The sequence below is a fragment of the Arthrobacter alpinus genome (assembly GCF_900105965.1).
GTDB classification, from domain to species: domain Bacteria; phylum Actinomycetota; class Actinomycetes; order Actinomycetales; family Micrococcaceae; genus Specibacter; species Specibacter alpinus.
Map to the genome: position 1 here is coordinate 2025420 of NZ_FNTV01000001.1, position 24101 is coordinate 2049520.

Below are 24101 nucleotides of genomic sequence, written 5' to 3' on the forward strand. Positions count from 1 at the left end.
GTTCGTTATGCGTCTTAGGAGCACTTCTTGGTCTCCGGCGATGTCTGACCGTTCTTGCGCACCAGTTTCACCGAGATGCAGGATTGGTCATTTGAGCCGTTGACCACAAAAACCTTGGTGTCAGTGGTGGGTTTGAATTCTCCCGAGTCAACAGCGCTGACCGCGGCCCACAGGTACTTGTCCCCGTCCTCGGGGTCAGGGTTTTTCCACGTCCATTCCGAACCACCGTTTTTCGGTGCCGCGGCTAAGTCGGTGACGGCAGGAACCTCGGCGCCAATGACCAGGGCCGTGGGCGGTGTGGTGGATTCCTGGGCTATGGGATCGTCCTGCTGCGGTGCGCCAACGTTGACAAAGACAATGATGCCCACCACGACGGCGGCCAGCAGCACCGCACCCGAGGCCAGTCCCAGCCACAACCGGCTCTTGGCCGGTGGCGCCGGGGCAGGTTCAGCCGGTTGGGGCGCGTGTAGCTCGGCTCGCTGGACGGTGGAGTCGAGAACAAAGTCGGCTGCCTGCATCCGCGATTCGTGGCCCGGCCTGGAATCTGCCCATTCGGTGGGAGATGCAACGGATGAGAAAGTCCTTCCCGCGGCATTGTTGCGAACTGTGGGACCGCCCGCGGTGTCACTGGAAACCTCTGCTACCTGGTTCGCACCGCTGATTGGGCTCGTAGCGGCGGTTCCGGGAGCTTGTGAAGGAACTGTCTGGCCATTGCGGTTGAGGCCTGTGGTGGTTCCGGTGACACCGGGAACCGTGTTGATCTGTGGTGTCCCCGCAAATGGCCCACCGCTGCTTCCGGTGGTGTCCCGGCGCACGCGCGACGGGAACGTCGGGTTGGAGGTGCTGGCATCAGGGTCAATCGAGACAATGCTGCGGACCCGGGTTGCTTCCTCGTGTTCCTCGGGGCGGGCATCCGGTGCGGCAACTTCTTCCTGCACCTCAAAAGGTGTCACGGAGAGGTTCATATCTGCCTGCACGCGCATCAAGGCACGGGCAAAGTCCTTGGCCGATCGGTACCGGGAGTTCGGTGACTTGGCCATGGCCGTGGCCAACACCATTTCAAAGGCCTCGGGTACATCCGCCCGGCCCAAACGGGGAACCGGAGCGGAGGCAATACGGTCCATCAACAAACGTTGGGAGTTATCTGCGCCGGGAATCACAAAGGGCGAATGGCCGGCCAGGAGGGTGTAAATGGTGGCGCCCAAGGCCCAAATGTCCACCTTGAACCCGTCAGTTGCCCCGGCCCCGAACGACTCCGGTGGCGACCACGGAATGGACATGCCGCCGCCGTCGGACTGGGTTGATTCAGCCGTGCCGGAGATGCCGAAGTCGGTAAGTGCCGGCCGGTTGTAATCGGTGACCAGAACGTTGGCTGGCTTGATGTCGCGGTGGGCGATGCCTGCCCGGTGCGCGGTTTCGACGGCGGAGGCCACCTGGATGCCAATTTCCAGGGCCTTGTCGGTGCTGAAACGGCCTTGCCGGTATTGCATGTCCAGGCTAGGCCGGGAGCAGTACTCCATGGCCAGGTAGGAGTGGCCCGAATCGGTAATTTCGGCTTCGAAAATCGTGACGATATAAGGGTGCGCGGAGAGTTGGGCCATCAAGTTGGCCTCGGACTCAAAGCTGGCGCGTGCACCTTCCGTGCGTAGATCGGCGGTGAGAACCTTGACGGCAACCTTGCGGCGGGGCCTGTCTTGTTCGTAGAGGTAGACGTCGGAGAACCCACCCGAACCCAACACCGACAGGAATCTGTAGCCCGGCAGTGTGGGCGGGGCCCCGGGAGCGCGCCGGGTACTCACAGCAGTCCATCGAAGAGCAACGAGATACCGTCACCCAACTCTGCGATGTCACCGTTGAGCAGGATGGCTTCCTCACCTTGGCTGAGGCGGCGCGGGGCCTGGCCTTCGCGAACCAGGACGGTGCCATTGGTTGCTTTCAGATCAACCAACAGGACTTCCCAACCATCCAAGCGAATCTCCACGTGGGAGCGGGAAATATCACCGTTCTCGCTCTTGACCTGGACGAGCCGGGGCATGGCTCCGCCCATGACCCGGGACACCGAGGGCTGGCGCCCGATGATCAGCGAGTGGTCAAGTTCCACCACCTCACCAGTGGAAATATGCATGGTGCCCAAACGGGGACGGCCCACCTCGCGCGGCTCGGAGTTGATGGTTGACCCGCACTCCGAGCACTGGGAGCGGCTAGGCGGGTTGGCATGCCCATTGGGGCACATACGTGCCAAAACCACGGGGCCGGTGGGCGGACGTGATTCCAGCTGCGCAACGTCCGGCTCCTGGTTGAGGTCACTGATGACATCGCCGCGCATGACGGTGTGGCCGTCATGGTCCGGATCGTAAGCCTGCGCAGGAGCGCTCGGCACAGGAGCGCCGGCCTCCGACGTGCTGGGCGCAACGGCCTCATCACTGCTTTGGCGCCACGGCACGGAATCGATCAAAATGCCCTCTGGCCAGGTGGCCGGAACCGGGGCCTCCGCAGGCACAGCGTTCTCACCGTTGTCGGCTGCAAAAGTCTCAGCCGGTACATCGGCGTTCGTGCCGGCAACGGGAGGCAGCGTCGGCATGGGAGGCACCGAAGGCTCAGCGGCTTCCTGCGCAATGGGCTGGCCATCCTCGTCCAGCCGAACGGCTGCGGCCTCCACGCTCTGGGCCATGGTGGTTGCCCCGAACAGGTAGTCGTAATTTATGGTGAAGCCGTCATCAACTGCTTCGGCTGCTGCCGGGGGTTGTGCCTCACTGGTGTTTGGTGCCTGATTCGAGGTCCCTGGTTCTACAGGCTGTGCGGACTCCTCAGCCTCCAGATCGGATTCCGGCTCTGATTCTGCTGGCGGTTCCGAGTCCTGGGCGCCGTCGGCTTCCTCGGCATGTTCGGGGATGATGGTTCGGCTCAGGTCATCGGGCTCGATGTCCTCGTCAGCGCCGGCAAAGTCCACGCCAGCCGAGGAGCCGATGAAGTGTTCCAGGGCGCCGGGTTCATCCAGGGGTGCAAGTTGCGCATTCCATTCCGCGTCGGCAGCCTCCGCGGCCTTGGCAAAGCTGGCGAGAGTCTCCTCGTCGTACTCAGGGTCTAAGTCCGCTTCGTCGTCTTCAACGGGATCAACATCGCCGTCGTGGACGTTGGCAGCCTCGGTCTCGGCAGGTTCGGCTTCGACAGCATCGACAGAATCGGCTTCCAGCGGATCAGTTTCGGCAGGCACGACGGCGGCAGGCACCGTTTCGGCAGGCACCGGGGCGAGCGGGCCGGCGTCGTACGGCTGAACCTCAGGAAGCGCGGTGGCCACGGGCACGGCGGCTGACACGGTGGCGCCGTCGGCCAGCACCACTAGGGATTGCAGGCGAACGACGCCCTCCCCCAGTGGCAGCGTGAGCGTGTCTTCAACCGGGATCGATTCATCGAGGGTCAGCTCGATCGAATCGGCCAGCGGCAGGGATCGTTCGCTCCAGGTGGTGACATCGCGCCCGGAGACCGTCTCGATGCCATCTGCGGTACGAGCAACTAGAGTTATGTTTCCTCGCAGGATGGCATGCAGGCGGTCACTCTGGACCACGATCGCGAAGTGTGGCATGCCTGTTAGACCCGTACCGAACTTCTCCGTGACCTCGTTGAGCACACCATGAATGGTGGGTTCCTGGCCGAGGAAGTCCCACAGCTCTGCCACGATCGCCGGATTCGTTTGTCCCTCGAGAACAATGAGCGATCCCGAGCGTACAATTCCAAGCCAGGAACCGGTGTTGTACGTGGTGCTAACCATGATTCTCCTCATGCGAGAGTGTTGCGGTGGTGTCAAAAGCGGTGTCCGGGGTGCGCACCGAAGCCGGGATGGATTCGAGCACCTCTTTTTTAATCGGGGCGGGGGCAGGAGTGTTCTGCTCCGCCAAGGGCATCCTCGGCAAGGTGTCGTCCTCGCCGGTGATCGTGGGAAACTGCGCCGTTGTGGGCTTGTTCAGGGTGTCTTCCCCCGTGCCGCCGTTCACGTTGCTGGCATCTACGACCACAACGGTGATATTGTCCCGCCCGCCTGAACGCAGCGCTGATTGGATGAGCGAATCAACCGCGTCCTGGGGGTGGCGCAAGGTACTCAAGGCCCGGTGGATCTGCTCGTCGCTAAGCTCTCCGGAGAGCCCGTCCGAACACACCAGGATCCTGTCGCCTTCTTCAACGGGCATGAGCCAAAAGTCAGCTTCGGTATCCGAGCCGGTGCCCAGGGCACGGGTCACCACGTGGCGGCGCGGATGGATCAGCGCCTCCGCGGCCGTGATAATTCCGGCATCCACGAGCTCCTGAACCTCCGAATGGTCCACGCTGACCTGGGCAAAGTTGCCCTGGCTCAGCCGATACGTGCGGGAATCGCCCACATTGAAGACCAGCCAGTACGGCACGCCGCGTTCCTCAACCAGCACGGTGCCACTAACTGTGGTTCCGGCGCGGGCATTGGTCAGCTCCCGGATGCGGGCATCGGCCAGTCGAAGTGCCTGTTGCAAGTCCGACGCCGTTGCCTCCCGGGATCCGGCGGTGAGGATGCGCTGCTGGCTCAGAGTCTGGATGCATTCACGGCTGGCGACCTCGCCGGCCTCGTGGCCTCCCATTCCGTCGGCAACCACGAACAATGGATCCGCGGCCAGGAAGGAATCCTCGTTGAGTTCGCGCCGCAAGCCACGATCGGTCCCAAAGCCAAAGCTAATTTGAACTTCCGAGGCGGCACTCGTGGCGCCCTCTACTGCACTCATGCGCGTCCCACCACAAAGTGACGGTCGCCAAAGTGAACCGTGGAGCCCGGCTCGGCCAAGGCGGGCTTGCCACCCGCCAGGGGCACCATGCTTCCGCTGGGATGGGTAATGCCGCTGCCGTTGGTGGAGTTCCTGTCGGTCACCCAGAGCCCCTCCCCGCTGACGCGAACGTGCAGGTGAGTTTTGGATACGGACCTGCTGGAGTCTTGGATGGAGATGAGCCGCGAAATCATTTCTCCATCGTATCCGGCTGGATTGCGCCCAATCAGCGCGGCGCCACCAACGTCCTCCGTGCGTCCATCGTCAAATGTCAGTCGCAGAGCCTGCGGCTGGGACAGGGGACGGACACGGGTTTCTCCCGCCTCCTCATCGGGCAGGGTATCGGCGATCGGCGGGACCTGGCCAACAACCTGGGCTGGCGGGGCAAAGCTCGACGGCGCGGATACTGGCGGCGCATAAGCCGGCGGTGCGCTGCTTGTTGCTCCGGGCACAGTGGTGATGGGGCCCTGATCCACCGGAATGTGGGTCTGCGGGTTCGACGGCGGCGCGAACGGATTCCCTTGACTTGCCGGCTGGTTGTGGAACGCGACGGCCGGAGCTTCAAAGGGACGTGCTGCTGCGGGCGATGCCATGGGCGAGGGAGTGTGCGGCGCCATGGGCGAGGCCACCTGCGAAATGGTGGATACGGGGGCCGGGGCATAATTGACCCGTTCGGCGATGCCTCCGGTTTCCAAGGGGTCGCGGCCAGCTTTGACGTTAAAAACCAAGGTGTGGGCCACCTTGTCGTGCCAGCCTTGCTTTTTGCCGTTGGCATCCCAGGTGTTTGAAATCAGGACCAGGATGGGACCGATCGTGGGCACAATGCTGCTGACGCCCACGATCAGGTATCGCAGGAAGATCGCCAGGAGCCCGGCCGGCCCACCGTCCATATTGGTTGTTCGCAGGCCGAGCATGAGGTTGCCCGGCGTCTTGCCTGACTTCGCTTCCCAGAGCCACAACCAAATGAAGTAGCCAAGGGACAGCAAGCTGGCGATTGAGGTTGCCACCAACAGCCACGTCAGATCCAGCTGGGCGAACTCCCCTACCTGGGTCACTTTCACCTTGAGGCTGCCGATCAGGGCGGCGACGCCGATCAAGAGGCTGGGCAGCACGCCGTCGATGATCTTGGCGACGAGGCGACGACCCGCCCCTCCGGGAACCAGTGCCGTGGCCGCTGCGATGCGCGGATCAACCCCAACTTGCACCGGTGCAACAAAGGGTGCCGTGGCACCAGCTCCCACGGAAATGATGCCAGGAACCGTATGTGCCTCCGGCCCCTGAAGGGACACCGACGACTGCGCCGGTGAAGCGGCCCTGTTGGCCACCGCGGTCCCGCACAGGGTGCAGAAGGCCGCACCGGGAGCAAGTGCTGCCCCACAGTTCCGGCAGGGGTCGGCCGCTTTTTGCGCCATGTCTTCAGTACCCTTCTTAGGATTTCTTCGTCAGCCTGGCCCAGAGAGAGCGTTTTTCCGCCCCATCTTGACCGTTCACTTCACTACTCATAAATGCTGCGTTGCCGTTGGATGCCGCGTCCTGCCGTGTCTGGGCGGCCCGAAGACTTCGCTCAAGCGAGATCTTCTTGGCTCGGGCTTTCGCGTCAGCCAGTAGCGACCTCGGGGAGAACTTTGCCCGTTGCCGCTTCCAGAATCCTACCGACCCAATCATGCCTTCGACGGAATGTTCCACGTTTTCCCAATACATGGCGACGTCAGCTTCACTTGGCTGGCCCGGACCAAAGATCGCGGCATCGGCCCGCTCGGCCAACAACGCCGTGGTTCCCTGACTTTCGGGGAAGGCGTTGAACAGTGACACGGCAGTTTCCCGGCGCGTCCCGTTTCCGTCGACGGGGGCGCCGAGGTCGGTGGCCGTGCTGATCACCTCGGACCAGCCACCACCCACCCGATCAGTGGGCAGCCCATCGCTGAGGCGGCGCTTTCGGCGTCGAGCCTTGAGCAGCACAATCAGCAGCAGCGGCACCGCAATGATCAGGATCGGGATAGCTGCCACACCCAGGATTCTCAGAATCGCTCCCAGAAGGGCGGCCTGCTGATTTTTCTTGCCGTCGGTGTCCAGCGCGTCGGGGGCGCTGTCCGGGGGCAGGTCGGCAGGTTCCTGCGGCGGGGGCGGCGGCTGAAGCACCTGGGGTTTGGGCTTGGAGGCGTTTTGCGGCTCCGGGGGGTTGGGCACGTGGTCCTTGTCAGGCGTCGGATTGAACGGCACCCACCCGAGCCCGGCAAAGTTCACCTCAACCCAGGCATGCACGTCGGAGCCCTTCATCTGCACGGTCTGAGCTCCATTGTTGGGGTCCTTCTCGTCCAGGTAGAAGCCCATCACCACGCGGGCGGGGATGCCCAGATTACGGGCCATCAGCACCATGGCCGTGGCGTATTGCTCGTCGTCGCCCACCATTTCCTTGCCGCTGAGCAGCTTGGTGATACGTGCGGCACTGTGGCCGGACGTGGACTGAACCTGCCCCTCCAGACCGTTGCTGAACTTTCCTTCACGCTGCAGGGCACCCTCCAGGGCCTGCACCTTCTTGAGCGGGGTATCAGCCTCCCCCACAATGTCGTTGGCCTTGGTGCCAACAACCGGCGGGACGTTTTCCAGCTTGGGCAGGCGTACCGAACCAAATTCGGAACCAGCCAATTTATTGCCGTCAACGCTGGGAAATTCAACGTTCAGGGAGTAGTTGTCGCCCTTTTGAACGCCGGAGAGGTTCAGTGCCGTGCCGGATTCCTTGTTCAGGTACAGGGTGGGTGTCTCGCCCTGGGCGCTCTGGTAGCTCAGGCTCTGGGCCACGGAAGCACCCGGGATCCACACGCCCGCATAGCCATCAATGACAACGCCCACGTCGGTTCCCGTACCGTCGGGATTTTGATTCAGTGACTTGGGGTCACCAATCGGGGCAAATGATGCGGAGCTGTTGGGGTCAACGTTGAACACCACGCCGTCGTAGTTGTCCATGGCTGCCACGCGGATGCGGCCGTTCTTTGGCAACCCTTCGACGTCGAAGAGCACCGTGTCCTTTTCGTTCTTGACGTAGTCGCGGAACTTGGTCAGCGGTGATGGGAGCATGTGCAGATCCGGTGGCGGGATCACGGTATCGCGCAAAACGTCACGCGTGGCACTGGTGGTCAGGGCCGGTGCTGCAGCCATGGTCACGGCTCCGGCCACGAGGACCACCCCGGCCGCCATGCCGATCCGGCGCAGCAGGGACGTCCTGGCAGCCGCGTGGTCCTGTACGGGTTGGTTGGCGGAGATTGCCCCGGCCGTTTCACGCCGCAATATTTCATGCCGATAAGCAAACCAGGCAACCGCGCCAATGGTCAGGAGGGACCCGCGGAGAATGGGGAGGAATACCTCGGCAGTGCCGAAGAGAATGGCCGTGACGAACAAAACCACCACGGGCACCATGGCCCAGAGAGCATTGCGTAGGCGCCAAGCCAAGGTACCTGCCACCACAGCAGTAACAAAGACGGAGAGGTAAGGAACCACCATGACCTCAACACTTGTACCCACGGGTGCCGCGAGTGTCAGGAGCTGTTTCCACGAGAGCATGATGCCCAGGAGCAGGCCACGGAGCGAGGCCAGGCTGGGAATGAATCCCAAAATTGCTTCGTGGGATGCCGCCAAGGCGCTGCCAAAGAGCATGTAGACAACGAATGCCACGCCCACCATGGTGATCAAGCCAAGACGCCAATGCGCGCCGATGGCAGCTACGCCCAGTCCCAGGGCGATCGCACCGAAGCCGGCGATCAGGTAGCGCGGGTCATGGCCAAAGGTGGGGCCAAAACCCAGCACGGCGATGCCAAGCAGGATTGCCAGCACGGCGCCGTCGAGCAGGAAATGCCACCAGGCGCGGCCGCCCACAAAGAAGGATGCGCCGCGGGCAACGGGGCCTCGAGCTTGCCGAGCCTGAGCACTGCCAGCCTGAGCTTGGCCACCCTTGGCACGGCCCTGCCGTCGTGTCTGGTGCTGGGTTGCTTGTTGCTGGCCGCTATTTTCCTCAGGGGCAACGCCCGCGCGTCGACGGGCACTCATGAAACAGCCTTTCGAAGGACCAAAGCCAGGTCACTGAGATCGCCCAAGGTTAGGACCGTGAGATCTGCAATGTTGGCGCGGGCGGATTGGGCGCCTGTGAAGCATCGGATGGCGAAGGCACGAACGCCCGGTGGCACCGAAGCTGCCGCGCTTCGCAGCTGGGCCGGCGTCACCTTCGATCCCACAACAAAGAACACCACGGAGGCGTTGGGAACGGTGTCGGACAGCGTTCGCGCCAGATCCACCGACGTTCCGCGCCGGGTATGCCCGGTCAGCCTGGTCATGTCATCGAGTAAGTTTCTGCCCGTTTCGCAGCGAACGGGTCCGCGTTGGGTGATGACGCTCAACTCGCGATTTTCCTTGATGGCCTGGCGCCCCAGTGATGCCGAGGCCGAGATTGCCAACTCGAAATCGTCGTCGTGCTCGTATTCGTCGGTGTTCACCGACAACGCAACGGCCATGTGAGAGCGGCGGGTTTCCTCAAACTGGCGAACCATGAGCTTGCCGGTGCGGGCAGTGGTTTTCCAGTGGATGTGGCGGCGATCATCACCGGGCACGTAGTCACGCAGAGCGTGGAAGGCGATGTCGGAACTCGTAATGTCCTTGGTGGTCAGGCCTTCAAGGTCCTTCAGGAATCCCGCGGCGGGACCGTCGATCGAGGTGGTTCGAGGGTGCACATAGAGATCGGTGGGCTCGGTCCACAACACCTGGCGCCGCAGCAGGGCCAAGGGGTCCGCGCGCACGGAGCGCACCGGCCCCACCGTGATGACGGCACGGCGGGTGGTGGGGATGGTGAACAAGTCCTCATGTACCTGCTCCGGCTTCATCCGCGGCAGGTGAAAGAGTGCTGTTGCTTGACCCACCGGCAGCTCAAGGGCTGCCGGAAGAACGGTATGCGGAGAGGTGTTGGTGACCGCGATGCTGCCAATTGCGTTATCGCCCACTGCCACACGAGTCCGGGCCAGATCCAGCTTGACCGCGTACATGGACTTGCCCACAATGAACCCGATCGCGATCAGCATGAGCATCACGGCCAAAAGTGCCGCAACCTTGGCTTCCTGCCACCCAAAGCTTGCGCCGAGAATCCACAGCAACACAGCAGCGCAGATCACCACAAACCCCAACGTGCTGATGGTTGCCAGGACGGGCACCGCATAACGCTTCCACGCCTGCACGGCCTTGGCCCACCAAGGGCCGCCGTAGATGGTGGCCACCTTGCCGGCCTCACGCCACAGCGAGGTGGGGTGCAGGCGTGTGGGTGCTCCGTCGCGGTGGAAAGGCCGGGCCAGGATGGCGCCAACCTTGCCTGCTCTGGATTTCATGCTCATTTTTAACCTTTAGCGAAGAGTTCTGGTGCTGCGAGAGTTCAGTAGCTGCGTCTGCCGGCGCTAGACAGTGGCGCGCTGCTGAGGCGCCGTAACTTCTGCCAGGACACGAGCCAAAACAACCTCAGGAGTGGCTCCTGCGAACTCGGCCTCGGGGTCCATGACAAAACGGTGGGTCCAGACGTAGGGAGCCAGTTCCTTGATGTCATCCGGAAGAACGTAGTTGCGGCCCTTTGCGGCGGCCCACACCTTGGCAATACGGACCATGGCGATCGCGCCACGGACCGAGACGCCCAGACGGGTTTCAGGGGCGTTGCGGGTTTCTTCACACAGCCGTGAAATGTACTCCAGCACGGCTGCATCAGCGTGCGTCGTGGAGGCCAGGTCAGCCATTTCCGAGACCGCTTGCGGCGTAATGATCGCCTGCATGTTGGATGTTCTATCACGCTGGCTGGAGCCGGAGAGCAGCTGAACAGTTGAGGCGTGATCCGGGTAGCCGATGGAAGTTTTCACGAGAAAACGGTCAAGCTGGGCTTCGGGGAGCCGGTAGGTTCCGGCCTGCTCAATCGGGTTCTGGGTGGCCAGCACCATGAAGGGGCGCCCACTCTCATAGGTTGTGCCGTCCATCGTGACCCTGGACTCTTCCATGACTTCCAGCAGTGCCGACTGGGTCTTGGGCGAGGCACGGTTAATTTCATCGGCGAGCACAATGGTGGCGAAGATGGGTCCCTTGTGGAACTCAAATTCCTGCTTCTTCTGGTCATAGATCATGACGCCGGTGACGTCAGAGGGCAACAGGTCAGGCGTGAACTGGATGCGCGAATGGGTACCCTTGACGGTTGCCGAAAGCGCGCGTGCCAGCATGGTCTTGCCCGTGCCGGGAGCATCCTCGAACAAGACATGGCCCTCTGCGAGCATCGCGGCAAGGGTCAGGCTGACCACCTGGGATTTACCCAAGATGGCCTGCCCAACGTTGGCGACCAGCTTCTCAAACGTTCCTGCAAACCACGTGGCCTGTTCCGGCGTCATGGACATATGCTTCCTCTTTCAATCTCGATCATTGGTGCATTGATTGCAGCAAAACCTGCATTAGTTTATCCACTAGTTGGCGTAACCAGCTATTTGACTCTCACAACTAGCACTTGGGTATGCCGCTGGTCGATTCCCTATTCGTTGTGCGCACGGACAGGTACGGCCATGCACCGTATCCACCCGAGGTGATGTGGTACCACTGGTTGCCGCTGTTCGCGCCGTCCCAGTACTTCCAGCAGTTGACCTCCACGGGAACATTGGCCTGCAGCCACTGCGAACCGCAGCTTGGCGGGCTGCCATCCCTGAAGTGGTCGCTTCCGCTGGTCTTCTCAAGACAGCTCCGAACCGGCGTGGCCATCACAGTCCAGGACGTGGGTGCTGGCGGCGACTTGGGCCCGCTCTTGGGCGTCACGGTCCGCACAGGCCCGTAGTCGGCAGGGTTGTTGGAGTTGAAGGTTCGTGCCTCAATGGTGGCAGTGGTGTTGTAACCACCGGTATTAAAGGTGGCGCTTCCGTTGCTTCCCTTGGCCGACCAGGCGCCACCGTTGATGCGGATTTCCACGCGCTGGGTATCTGTTGCACCGTTGGGGAAACTCCATGAGTAGGAGACCGATTGACTGTCTTGGCCGCCGTCCTGTCCGCTCAGTCCGGCCGTTCCGGGGTTGCCGTGCGGTATGACGGCATTCGACGGTGCAGAGGCATTACCGGCAGTTGCAAAAGCCGAGGACTTGGCATAGACGGTCACGGTTGTGCCGGCACCATTGTTGGCCGGAACCGTTCCCCCCGGTGTCACCGGAACATTTGAGCTGCCGGGGGTGATGTTGGCAAAGTAGCTGGTCTCACCGGAGGTGGATCCGCCCATTGCCGCACCACTTAGAGGTGCGAAGTCCACCTTGACCTGGCCGCCTGCAGCACCCGTGTTGGCGGGAGTGATGCTGACGCTGGAAACAGTCCCGGGCCGGCTCACCGAACGCCGCCCCGCCGACGGGTCGCTGGGGTCCGAAGAGGAGACTTCCGTAGCAGCAACAACGCGGAAGGTGTAGCTTCCCGTGCCGTTGGGCAGGCTGAGCGTTGCCGTTGGCTCCGTAGTGGTGGTTGACTTCTGCGGTGCACCATCAAGGTATGTGGTCAAGGTGTAGCTCTTGAGTTCGCCACCATTGAGGTTGGGTTGGGTCCAGTCCACGCGGACCTGGTTTTGATTTCCAACCGTATCCACGAGGGTGGTTGTTGGCGCGGCCGGTGTGAACGGCTTGCCAGCCGGCTTCACGGCCTTGAGCGCATACTCGCTCCAGTCCGAAGGCTTGGGTGCCTTATTAACGGCCTGAACCCTAAAGGTGTATTCGGTTCCGTTCGTCAGTCCGGGCCAGGTGAGCTTATTGCCCTTGATGCTCTTCTGTGGATTCTGCCCTGCCGGAACCGGTGAGATCTGCACATTGAATGACTCCACGGCCGAGTACTCGCCCACAGGTGTCACCCAGCTGACATCCAATTGGGTGTCGCCGCGAACAATAACGGGCGGGGACGGCTTGTCAGGTTGCTGATCAGGAGTGGCCGAGGCAGACGCCTTCGAGAAGGCTGACTCCCCCACAGCATTCTTGGCGCTGACGGTAAAGGTGTAGGGGGTGGCGTTCCTGAGATTGGTGATCAAGCAAGTATTGGTGGCGCATTCCTGCGTGGTGCCATCACTGCGCTTGACCGTGTAGCCGGTCAGCGGTGAGCCATTGTCCACGGGAGTGGTCCATTTCAGCAGGACAGACTTGCTCTTGACCTCCTGAACCAGCGGGACGGCGGGAACGCCCGGCTTACCCTTCACGTTCAAGGTGATGCGCCCGTCAACATCGCGGGCATGATCGCCGGTTTTGTCGGAAACGGTGTAAACAACAACCACGTTTCCCGTGAAGTCTTCAGGCGCCTGAACGGTGACCTTGTCTCCTGCTACGGCAACCTGGGTTCCGGCGGCACCCGTGGTCATCTTGGCGTCGATGATCTTCAGGGCAGTGTCCGGGAAGGGGTTTACGTCATTGTCCAATACCGGCACGGTTTCCAGCCGGCCGGCATGGGCCTCGGGAACTAAATCGTCGTTGGCAACGGCTTTAGGCTTCGTTGACGAGGTGATGGCAATACTGACCTCGGCACGGACCGGCGGGTTATGGCCGTCATCGACGGTAATCCCGAGCGACTGCACCGAGCCTAGTGCGGCATCCTTGCCCGCCTCGACGCTCAGCCTCGCGCCGTCGAGCTTTGTCTTCAATCCTGCAGGGGTGTCACCGGAAAGCGCATACTTCAGCGCATCCTTTTCGGGGTCACTTGCCAGCAAGCCCAGGTCAACTGTTCCGGTTTCCAATTGGGCCACCGTCAAGGAGGTGCCCTGCAGCTTGGGCGGCAGGTTCTTGGCCGGGGCAGGAGCTACCTCGGTCATGATGGTCAGGGTGGATTTCAGCCCCGCCGGGTCATCTGGACCGGTGCCGTCGGTAACCTCAAAGGTGATGGAGCCAGGCCCATAGAAGTCTTCGTTGGCTGTATAGCTCAGCCCGGCGCCGTCAGCCGTGACGGCGTTGGCGGCGGGGGCGCCAATCATCTTGATCTTGTCGGCCTGCGTGATCCGCGGGGTGCGCCCGTCGCGGACCTTGACGTAATCGAGCAACTTGGCAACAACAGATTCACCGGCCTGGACCTTGATGACTTCGTTGTTGGACAGGACCGGGTATTGGGCGTCCAGCCCGGGAACCCACACGATGGCCGACGATGACAACTTGTCCTGGTCGGTGACGGTGTACGGCACCATCTGCGGTTCCGGCGCCAAGGTGATGCGCAATGTTCCATCGGCGTTCACCGAGGCGTTCGGGTTGGGAACAGCCAGGCTCACCTGGAGCTGTTCGGCCACACCGTCGGGATCCTCGTCGTTTTTCAATACGGGCACATTGACGGTGTTCTTGCCCAGGGCCTCCTGCACGGTGACCTCGTCATCACGCGCAATGGGTGCGCGCAAGGCGGCATCGGGCGTCACCGTCATGCGAATATTGGCGGTTGCCGTGGCACCTGACGGGTCACTCGTGGTGTAACCCATGGTGACAATTCCGCTGGCGGCCGGGCTGGTCAGCAGGACACGGCCAAGGTCCGTCACGGACGGCTTCATTTCCTCGGGACCGGCAAATCCGTCCTTGGAGACAAACAATTTGTCGCCGTCGGGATCGGTGTCATTGAGCAGAACATCCAAGGCCACCTGGCGGCCGGGGCGCATGGCGATGTAATCGTCGGACGCGCTTGGGGGCCGGTTGGTGGAGTCTTCCGGCGCAATGCCCACCTCCACCGTGCCGATGGCTTCGGCACCCAGCCGGTCCCGGACCTTGTAAGTAAATTTGTCCGTTCCGGAGGCGTTGCCGGCCGCCGTGTACACAATGAACCCGTTGCCGGCCACTGCTGTACCCAGCGTGGGCGGAATATCCACGCCCACCAGGCGCACGGAATCACCGTCTGGGTCAATGCCATCAAGTGGGATTTGAATCTTGGTTTGCCCGCCGGCAATGACCCTGCCTTCAACGTTTTTTGGCGCGGGTGGCAGGTTGCGCTCGGGATCGGCGGCGATGATGTTGATGGTCACGGATGCGGAATCCGACTGGCCGGAATCGTTGGTGATCTTGTAAATGGCCGTCACCGAACCGGGGATGTCCTTGGCCAGGAAACGGAGCGAGTCTTGATCAACCCACAGTTGACCGGATTCCTCGCCCGGAGCCTGGGAAATCTCGGGGCGTTTGAGGGTGTCACCGTTGGGATCGAAGTCGTTGGCGAGCACCGGGATGCGAACCACATCGCCTACCCGGACATCCACCACGTCCGGCCGGGCCACGGGCGGTTGGAGAGTTGAGGCTGAGGGTATGCGGACGACGGCGATTGACCCCTTCGAGGTGCCCTGGCCGTTGGCAACGGTGTACTCGATGGCGACAGGGGCCCCGGGGTCGCGGATGTCCGTAATTTTCACTACATTGTGGTCCAGGACCGTCACGGAAACACCAGCATTCTCAGGGACGCTGACCCCACGAACCACTAGAACGCCGCCGGCCGGGTCGGTGTCGTTGCCCAGTACATCAACAAGGACCGTTCCGCCCAGGGGCAGCAACGCCATGTCCTTGACGGCAACCGGTGCCTGGTCCTGTTCCGCCGACACCACATCGACGCGAATCAAGCCCGTTGCACTCTGCGGACCATTGGTGACCTGGTAGGTCAGGTAGGTGGCGCCTACGGTATCCGAGGAGAAGGTGAACGTGCCGTTGTCGGCGATCGCCGAGATGCTGCCCCTCGCGGGCTTGTCCACACTTGCGAGGCGCAGCTCCCCGCCTAGGGGGTCCTGGTCGTTCTTTAGCGGAGCCACAATGGCGTCCTGGCCCACCACCACCCGCAGATAATCGGCGTTGGCCACCGGGGGACTCCCCCGGCGGGTTTTACGCTGACCTTGACGGTCTTCTCAATGATTGAACGAGTGTCAGAGACCTTGACGGTTACGGTCCGAAAGCCGTTGGAGGAACCATCGTCGGTGTAGCTCAGCTCCCCATCCGGAGTGAACTTCACCTGCCCGGTTTCCTCGCCCGAGACGGCTCCCACCAGAAAGATGCTGTCGCCGTCAGGATCGATCATGTCGGCCAGGACGTTTTGCGTAATGGTCTGGCCCTGCGCCACCACCATGGTGGTGGGGCGCAAGGAAACGGGCTCGGCGTTTTCAGATTCCGGAACAACGCGCACACTCACGGCGCCTTGATCGGTGCCCCCGCGTCCGTCGTCGGCGGTATAGCCGAAGGATTCCGTGCCGGGCGCGGCATCCGCTGGGACCACCAGCTGAAGTCCGGTGCCGCCGTAAACGGTTTGCAGTTTGCCGGCTTTGATCTCGGCGGCGCTATCCCGGACCGTCAGCACATCACCGTCGGGGTCTGAATCGTTGTAGAGGACCGGCAACAAGGTGGTGCTGCCGGCCCGTACACCAAATTGGTCCGGTTCGGCAATGGGCGGCCGGTTGGGTTTGGTACGGTCCGGCAAGGTGTTGACAACATTTGGGTCGGAAGAATCCTTATCGGCGTCGTCAGCCTTTTTCTGATCCACCGTGAGGTCGTCCCAGTTGTTTACCAACATCAAATTTTGGTTTACAAGCCACACGTTGCCGCCGGCCATGTCATTGAGCACCACGTTCTCGCGGTTCTTTCTAAAGACCAGATCCGAGGCTGCAGTCGCCTTGGGAATGCTGACGGGCTTCGAGTCGCTCCCGGGGCAATGGAAAAGGTATTGGTTTGACCCGTTCCAGGCGGCATGGGCGCAGCCGTCTTGTTGCACGGGAGGGATGGGGCGCCCCAGCGAACCCGCGTCGACGCTCGTGGCGGCGCTGCCGTTGAGGGGTTGCAGGACCAGCGCGTTGCCGGTTTCCAGAGCCACGAAATCACCGGACTCGCTGCGCTGTTGCAGGCTGGCACCCTTCGCATCGGGCAGCGTGACCTTCTTGTTCCCGGGAAGGTAAACCGTCCCGGAATCCGGGTCCAGAACCACTGGTTTGTCTCCCACCAGGGTCAAAACCAGTTTGCCGGAGTTGGGCAGCCCCTCCACGGCCGATTCCTTGGCTTCAACCACCTTGCCGTCGGAGGCCACCTTCGCTTCGGTGACCACGGCGGAGCCGGGGTTGAGCACGAAAATCTGGCTCACGCCGTCGTGGGTTTCAAGGGCGACGGCGGAGCGGGCGTTGGTGATTTTCGTCAGGATTGGTTTGCTGGTTTTCTCATCGAACGAGGCGGTACCGGTAGTGGGGACAGCCCAGACTTTCCCGGCTGCCGGGTCGGTGATGACAGTGATGTCGCTGCCGAGGGAGACGGATTTGCTGCCGCCGAGGGCTGTGTCCTGGGTCAGCGCCATGCCTGGCACATCAACCTGGTTTAGGAGTGTGCCGGATTCGGCGTCCATGAAGACTGTGCCCTTGTCCTGCAGAACATCGAAGCCGGGTGTGGTGGCCGTGAATCCGCCATCAAGGACCTTTGAGGGGACGTTGAGGTGACCCACCATGTTCATGCTGCGATTGGTCACCCAGACGCTGCCGTCGTTGAGGTCAACATCGGCGGTGCTAAACCCCGGATAGATGATGGCGCCGGCCACAACGGCCGATGCGATCACCACGGATCCGGTAACCCCCAGAAGCTTTTTCCCGCGCTGAGACGAACGAACAAGACGTGGCAAAGCCATTTAACACCCCTTGTTTGCATCCTTTTGAAGGGACGCAAACATTCATTTAGATTCATGTTGCTTAGCCGGTTCGGCTACTTCCCCAGACGGTGGCCCCAGCCATCGTTCCACTGAAAACTGTGCTACACGCATTACCGTGCTACCCAAAGTCTGCCGGAAAACCCGTCATTGGTGCAATGGGGAGCACTCCCCACCCGATGGCGGGGAGTGCTCCCGTTGCGTTAGCAGCGGATGTTGCCGCCATCGCGGTCGCGGACATCTACCGTGTCCGGGCGTACCCATCGATTTGTTTGCGGCCCCGTGGACATCTCGTACCAGTTGCTGTAGTAGCCGCTGCCACATCCTCTTACCTGCACCCAGCCGTCTGCCGTGTCCAGCCATTTGCCGCCAATATTGTTATTGCCGCCGGGTGACACAACATGGTCGCAGCGGGCCGGATTGGACTGGAAGTTGTTCGACTCTCCCGGCCCCTGCGTGCAGGAGTGCCAGGTGCCTGCCTTCACTTGGACTTCCGTGACGGGAGGTGCCGGAGGCGGCGGTGCAGAACCTGCATGTGAGGTTGCTGAACCTGCCGCGCCACAACCACCGGCGTTGCACGCCCGCACGCTCAGCGAGGCCCCGTCGTTATAGCCGGACGTGCCGGTGGAATAGCTCATGGCCATGCCACGGTTCTCCCAACCCGCGCCGTTGAGGCTGCTTTCGTAGCGAGTAATGGCGCTGCCGTTGTTGTTTGCAGCTGACCACGTCCACCGAACCGTCTTGTCTCCCTGACCTGCGGTGCTCCCATTCACCGAAGTCTGCAGTGGCACCCCATACGGGGTAACAGTTGCGGATGCGCCGGAGGAATCACCAACGGAACTTTGCGAACCAGTGCTGGCGCGGGCCCGGACCGTGGCGTAGACACCGGCCCCGTTGGGCGAGGCCAGCTTGACCCCTGACGGGACACCGCATTGCTCGGCACCCGCGGTGGAGAGCTTCACGCAATAGGTGGCCTCATTGGCCGCGTAGCCCTTCAGTTGAGCCTGCGTCAATGGCGTGTAGCCAACAATGACGTAACCGCCGGCTCCGCCCTGGTCAGTGATCTGAATGCTCGGTGCACCCATCGTGTCCACCTTGCCCACGGCTCGCTGCGGAGTTGAGGACGGACTGGACGCACCCGTTCCTGCCTTGTTCGTGGCCGTCACGGCAAAGGTGTACGGCTCCGTGGAGTTGTTCACAGTCACCGTCTGGCCATTGGCTGTTGGCGTATACGTTCGCGGAGCCTCGCCACCACCGCTTTGCGTGAGGGTGTACTTGGTCACCGGGGCGCCGTTGTTGAACGGCACATTCCATTGGACTCCGATTTGGTTTTGGCTGCCAACCTGCTCCAGTACTTGCACCGTGGGCGCTGCGGGAGCTGATGGGACGCCTGCGGGGATCACTGACGCCGAATACGGGCTCCACTCGGATGGTTTTGGCGCCTTGTTGATGGCCTGAACGCGGAATTGGTACTCGGTGCCGTTCTCCAGGCCCGGCCAGATCAGGGAATTGCCGGTAACCCCGGCCTTCTGCCCATTCTGACCTGCCGGCGCAGGTGAAATCTCAACATTGAACTTCGTTACCGGGGTGAATTCACCCACGGGGGTGACCCATTCAACCGTCACAGCCTTGTCACCGAAGGTGGTTGTTGGGGCTGCCGGTGTGTCAGGAATCCTGTCCGGCATGGCCGTGGCCGACGCGGGCGATGCCGCCGAGGTGGCCACGGCGTTGGTGGCGGTCACGGTGAACTTGTACTCTGTCGCGTTGGTCAGCCCCGTGACGGTGCACGTGTTGGTTGCACAGTCCTGAGAGCCACCGGTCCAGTTCACCGTGTACTTGGTGATGGGAGAACCATTGTCGGCCGGCGGATCCCAAGTCAGCAGAACGGCTTTATCCTTTTCCTCAACAACCTGAGGCTTGGTGGGCGCGTCCGGCTTGCCCTTGATGACAATCCGGATCCTGCCGGTGGCGTGCCGGCTTGCATCCTTGGTCTTGTCTTCCACGGTGTAACGCACCACAACGGTGCCCTTATAGTCGTCATTGCTATTGACGGTAACTGAGCTGGCCGTATGGGTGACAGATATTCCGGCGCTGCCGGTCTCTGTCATGGTGTCCACAACCTGCAAGGGGGTGTCCGGGAACGGGTTGACATCGTTCTTGAGCACGTCAACAACCTCAGCCCTTCCCGCATGTGCTTCAAGGACCACGTCCTCGTTGGCTACAGGTTGGGGCTTCGATGTTGACGTCGCGCGAAGAACAACCTCGGCCACCACGGGCTCGTTGGTGCCGTCGCTGACACTGAGTTGCACAGTTGCCTGCTCCCCCACCTTGGTGCCGTCACGTTGCGACACGGTCAAGACAGTGCCGGAGAAGGACACCTCAAAATTGCCGGGCTGGTTGCCAACCATGGCGTACTTGAACTTCTCCTTGTCACCTGGATCAATATCGAAGGCCAGCGGGCCAACATCCACTGTTGCCTTCTCCTGCTGCGGGACCTCCAGCGAGGACCCGGTAAAGGTTGGCGGGGTGTTCTTCTTCTCTTCAGGCTTGTCTTTGTCGTCCTTCTTGGCGGCCGGGGCCGGATCCACCAAGGTCATGACTGTCAAGGTGGATTTTAGACCGGCAGGATCGTCAGGGCCCGAACCATCAGTCACCTCAAAAGTGATGGAACCGGGGCCATAAAACTTGATGTCGGAGGCATAGTTAACGCCTTCCCCGTCACCAACAATGACATTGTCCTTGCCGGCGCCGACAAAGGAAATCTTTGAGGCCTCGGTCAACCGTGGTGTCCGGCCTTCCCTGACCTGGACGTAGTCGGCGAGTTTCATGACGGCACTCTCACCGGCTGTCATACGGATGACCTCGGTGCTCTTGAGTACCGGATACTGCTTGTCTTGTCCCGGAACCCAAATGACAGCGGTGGACGTCAGCCCGTCCTGGTCCGTGACGGTATAGGGAATCATCTGCTCCTGCGGGGCCAAGACAATTCGGACGGTCCCGCCCGCGGTGACGGATGCCGACTCACTGTTCCTGCCAGCCACGGCCTCGATGCTGACCTTGAGATCCTCGGTCACGCCGTCGGGATCTGCATCATTGTCCAACACGGGAACATCAACAGTATTCTTGCCAAGCATTTGCTTCACCGTGACGCGATCGTCACGCGCGATGGGTGCCTTTAGTGCCGCATCCGGGGTCACCGTCATGCGTACATTGCCGGTGGCCTGCGCGCCGAATTTGTCCGCAATCGTGTACATCATGGTGGCGATGCCGGGCTCCATGGGCGAGGTCAGGAGCAATTTCCCCTTGTCGGTGACCGTTGGCTGCATCTCCTCCGGCCCCAGGAACGCTTCCTTGACCAAGCCCAGCTGTCCGCCGTCGGGGTCCGAATCATTCAACAAGACATCCAGGGCCACCTTGCGGCCCGGACGCAGGGTGATGTAGTCATCCTCGGTCACGGGCGGGTGGTTGACAGCCAGGGGCGGGGCGATGCCAACGTCAACCCTGGCCGTGGCTTCGGCGCCGAGCCGGTCACGAACCCGGTAGGTGAAGGAATCGGTCCCGGCGGAGCTGCCACCTGCCGTGTAGTAGATAAAGCCGTTGCCTGTTTCGGCGGTACCCAGGCCCGGACCTTCATCAACGCCCACCAATTCCACGGAGTCTCCCTCAGGGTCAATGCCATTGAGGGGCACGGCAATCCGAACCTGATCTCCGGCAATAACCCGGCCCGTGAGGTTTTTCGGGGCAGGTGGCAGGTTGTGCTCGGGATCGGCCGCCACAATGGTGATGGTGACCTGGGCCGAGTTGAACTGGCCGGTGCTGTTGGCTACCTTGTACACACCCTGGACCGTCTTGGCCGTGGGCCCGGCAATAAAGCGCAGCTGATTCTGATCGGTGAACAGCTTGCCCAGTGACTCATCCGGCGATTCCACCACCACGGGAGATTTCAACACCTCACCATTAGGGTCGGTGTCGTTTTCCAAAACCGGAATGCTCACCACGTCGCCAGCGCGCACAATGGCGGTATCGGGCTCCACCCGGGGTGGCATTAATTTATCCGGGGCCGGAATACGGACCACGGAGATCTCGCCCGTGGCATTCCCGGCGCCGTTCGAGATGGTGTATTTAATGCCAATCTTGTCCTTCAAACCACGGACGTCCGTCAACTTGATGATGTTGCGCTCAATGATGGTGGCGGAGACGGGCGAGCCCGGCGGCAGTTCCACGGACTGAATGACCAGCACGCCGCCGGCAGGATCGGAGTCATTGCCCAAGACATCGACCAGGGCTGAACCACCCGAGGGCAGCATGACCAGGTCCTTGACAGCAACGGGAAGCCCCTGTGAGTCGGCGTCCACCACCTGAACACGAATCAAACCACTGGCGCTCATGGGCCCGTTGGTGACCTGGTATTCAAGATAGACAGCCCCGGCCGCGGTGGAGGTAAAGGTGACGGTGCCATTGTCAGCGATCTCCGAAACCGTGGCGTTGGGAGCCTTTGAAACACTGGCCAGCCGCAACTTCCCACCGGCCGGATCCTGGTCGTTCTTCAAAGGGGCAAGAACCACCGGCTGCCCCACCACTGCCTTGAAGAAATCGGCGTTGGCCACCGGCGGAACACCACCGGCAGGCAAGACGTTGACCTTGATCTTTTTCTCCGTGATGTCGCGGCCGTCGGAAACTGAGACCGTCATGGTCTTCATCCCGATGCTTTCCCCGTCATCGGTGTAGCTGAGCTCTCCGTCGGGGGTGGATTTGATGACGGCCGAGCCATCGTCTGAGACTGCACCAATGAGGTAGATGTCATCGCCGTCCGGATCGATCCAATCGGTCAGGACGTTTTGGCGCATGGTCTGGCCCTGTTCCACAACCAGTGTGGAGTCCCGCATGGTGTGCGGCGCCGTATTTTCGCTCTCCGGAACCACACGCAAATTCACCGAAGCCTGCGAAGTGCCGCCGCGGCCGTCGTTGACCGAATATGTGAATTGTCCGGCTCCAGCCGCCGTGTCCGGGACGGCGATCTGCAGGCCGGTTCCTTCATAAATGGAAGCTACCGCTCCCACAACAGGTTCGTCGGCGGGAGGCTCCACCGTGAGCACGTCACCGTCCGGGTCGGAGTCGTTGAACAGGACCGGCAGGATCGTGGTCCGCCCAGCCCTGACACCAAAGGAATCTGCCACGGCTTCGGGCGAGCGGTTCGGCTTGGTTCGGTCCGGAAGGGTGTTGACCACGTTGGGGTCGGCAGAATCCTTCTCAGCGTTGTCGGCCTTCTTCAGGTCCGTTTTTAGATCGTCCCAGTTGTTGACCAGGAGCATGTTTTGGTTGACCAGCCACACATTGCCGGTGTTGACATCGTTGAGGACCACAACGTCACGGTTTTTGCGGAAAACAAATTCGGAGTTGCCTCCGGCTCGGGGGATCTCGATCAAGTCGCCGCTGCCGTTGCAGGCAAGTACGTACTTGTTTGCCCCGGACCAGGCCGCATGGACACACCCGTTCTGGACAACCGGCGCTACCGCCTTGCCGGTGCCGCCGAGCTCCAAAACCTTGGCTCCGGATCCGTCCAAGGGCTGGGTGAAGAGCGCCGTGGGAGTTTCCAACGCGGCAAAGTTGCCCTCCGCGGTTGCCTGAGCCAACAGCCCGCCCTGCGCGTTTGGAATTGTGACGGACTTGCCGCCCGGGAGGAACAGCTTCCCCGAGGATGGCGCAAAAACTACCGGCTTGCCGCCGGCAACACTGATCTGCACGTCAGGGGAACCAGCCAAGCCCTCGAGCGTCGCCCGCTCCTGGGACGCGACCTTGCCGGCGTCGTTCAGGACAATGGTCACCAGCTCCCCGGCCTCGCTGTCAACCGTATAGACCGTGTCATCGGGAGCGGTGACAGATATTGCGCTTCGCAACCCGGTCACGATGGCGGGGGAGGTCTTGTCACTGAAGCCGGGGACCGCGGCGTTGTCCATGGCCCAGACCTTGCCCGCCCCGGAATCGCTGAGGGAGACAATGTTGGTGCCCTGGGAAATCTGTTTCCCGCCACCGAGCGCCGTCTCCGATTCCAATGCCATCATGGAGGTGTTCACGGGGTTTAGCAGGGATCCGCCGTCGCCATTCATGAACACATTTCCGGCGTTTTGGACCACGTCGAACGTGGCAGTTGTTGCGGTGAACCCTCCGTCGAGGACCTTGGACTGGTCGTTGAGGTGGCCCACCAGGCCGTCAACCCGGTTCGTCACCCAGACGCTTCCATCGTTGAGGTCAACATCTGCGGTGGCGAAGCCCGGATACACTACTGCCCCTGTCACCACTGCCGCAGAGAGAACCATCGCTGCGGATGCGGTGACGAGTTGTTTCTTATTGGAGGATTTGGTGAAAAGATCGCTCAACGCCATGACAAACCTTTGCTTCCCCACAAGCCACGGAGAATCGGGTACGAACAAATACCGGGACTCTCAAATAAGTCGCCAAGCGTATCCTATCGGATTGATCCAGATGATGGCCAAACAATTTCCGGTATCCACGTTGGAGCCTCCGCTCCCGCCCCTGTGAGCGCGTCACAACGGAGAAATTGATTGCCGATTCTTGTCATGGGGCACTGAGGTCCCGTGGGGACCTGGACAATTCCGCCCAATGTGCCGGGGTCCTGCATTGCCGATGCCGGTGCAGGGAGGGCGAATGCAGTGAACAGCAGGATTGC

10 protein-coding genes are annotated in these 24101 nt (G+C 61.7%); all 10 read right to left on the bottom strand.

Annotated features, from left to right (window positions below; all coding sequences use genetic code 11):
- Positions 1 to 14: 14 nt before the first annotated feature.
- The gene (locus BLV41_RS09450) at positions 15 to 1799 is read right to left on the bottom strand and encodes a serine/threonine-protein kinase (RefSeq protein WP_074711458.1); all 1785 of its coding nucleotides are present in this window, start codon (positions 1797 to 1799) and stop codon (positions 15 to 17) included.
- On the bottom strand, positions 1796 to 3769 hold the full coding sequence (locus tag BLV41_RS09455; RefSeq protein ID WP_074711459.1) for an FHA domain-containing protein: 1974 nt from the start codon (positions 3767 to 3769) through the stop codon (positions 1796 to 1798). Before BLV41_RS09455 ends, BLV41_RS09450 begins: the two co-directional genes overlap by 4 nt.
- Positions 3762 to 4745, bottom strand: a complete 984-nt coding sequence (locus BLV41_RS09460) for a PP2C family protein-serine/threonine phosphatase (RefSeq protein ID WP_083360696.1) — start codon at positions 4743 to 4745, stop codon at positions 3762 to 3764. Before BLV41_RS09460 ends, BLV41_RS09455 begins: the two co-directional genes overlap by 8 nt.
- Complete coding sequence (locus tag BLV41_RS09465) at positions 4742 to 6196, bottom strand: RDD family protein (protein WP_074711460.1); 1455 nt, start codon at positions 6194 to 6196, stop codon at positions 4742 to 4744. Before BLV41_RS09465 ends, BLV41_RS09460 begins: the two co-directional genes overlap by 4 nt.
- 16 nt (positions 6197 to 6212) lie before the next feature.
- Positions 6213 to 8825 carry a transglutaminase domain-containing protein gene (locus BLV41_RS09470; protein WP_074711461.1) on the bottom strand — a complete coding sequence of 871 codons (2613 nt, stop codon included), beginning with the start codon at positions 8823 to 8825 and terminating at the stop codon, positions 6213 to 6215.
- Positions 8822 to 10147: a DUF58 domain-containing protein gene (locus BLV41_RS09475; protein WP_425284266.1), complete on the bottom strand. Its 1326-nt coding sequence runs from the start codon at positions 10145 to 10147 to the stop codon at positions 8822 to 8824. The genes BLV41_RS09470 and BLV41_RS09475 overlap by 4 nt, the downstream gene beginning before the upstream one ends.
- A gap of 66 nt (positions 10148 to 10213) precedes the next feature.
- Complete coding sequence (locus BLV41_RS09480) at positions 10214 to 11185, bottom strand: AAA family ATPase (RefSeq protein ID WP_044577725.1); 972 nt, start codon at positions 11183 to 11185, stop codon at positions 10214 to 10216.
- Positions 11186 to 11285: 100 nt separating this feature from the next.
- Entirely contained in the window at positions 11286 to 15599 is a 4314-nt protein-coding gene (locus BLV41_RS09485; protein ID WP_074711463.1) for an Ig-like domain-containing protein, read from the bottom strand.
- Positions 15539 to 17395, bottom strand: a complete 1857-nt coding sequence (locus BLV41_RS09490) for an Ig-like domain-containing protein (protein WP_074711464.1) — start codon at positions 17393 to 17395, stop codon at positions 15539 to 15541. Before BLV41_RS09490 ends, BLV41_RS09485 begins: the two co-directional genes overlap by 61 nt.
- Before the next feature lie 221 nt (positions 17396 to 17616).
- A complete protein-coding gene (locus BLV41_RS09495) occupies positions 17617 to 23796 on the bottom strand; it encodes an Ig-like domain-containing protein (RefSeq protein ID WP_074713231.1) in 6180 nt (2059 codons plus the stop codon).
- Positions 23797 to 24101: the final 305 nt, after the last annotated feature.

Coding starts and splice junctions, on each gene's coding strand:
- BLV41_RS09460 (WP_083360696.1), bottom strand. CDS start 4,745: ATGAGTGCAGTAGAGGGCGCCACGAGTGCCGCCTCGGAAGTTCAAATT.
- BLV41_RS09470 (WP_074711461.1), bottom strand. CDS start 8,825: ATGAGTGCCCGTCGACGCGCGGGCGTTGCCCCTGAGGAAAATAGCGGC.
- BLV41_RS09490 (WP_074711464.1), bottom strand. CDS start 17,395: ATGGCTTTGCCACGTCTTGTTCGTTCGTCTCAGCGCGGGAAAAAGCTT.
- BLV41_RS09475 (WP_425284266.1), bottom strand. CDS start 10,147: ATGAAATCCAGAGCAGGCAAGGTTGGCGCCATCCTGGCCCGGCCTTTC.
- BLV41_RS09480 (WP_044577725.1), bottom strand. CDS start 11,185: ATGTCCATGACGCCGGAACAGGCCACGTGGTTTGCAGGAACGTTTGAG.
- BLV41_RS09495 (WP_074713231.1), bottom strand. CDS start 23,796: ATGGCGTTGAGCGATCTTTTCACCAAATCCTCCAATAAGAAACAACTC.
- BLV41_RS09465 (WP_074711460.1), bottom strand. CDS start 6,196: ATGGCGCAAAAAGCGGCCGACCCCTGCCGGAACTGTGGGGCAGCACTT.
- BLV41_RS09455 (WP_074711459.1), bottom strand. CDS start 3,769: ATGGTTAGCACCACGTACAACACCGGTTCCTGGCTTGGAATTGTACGC.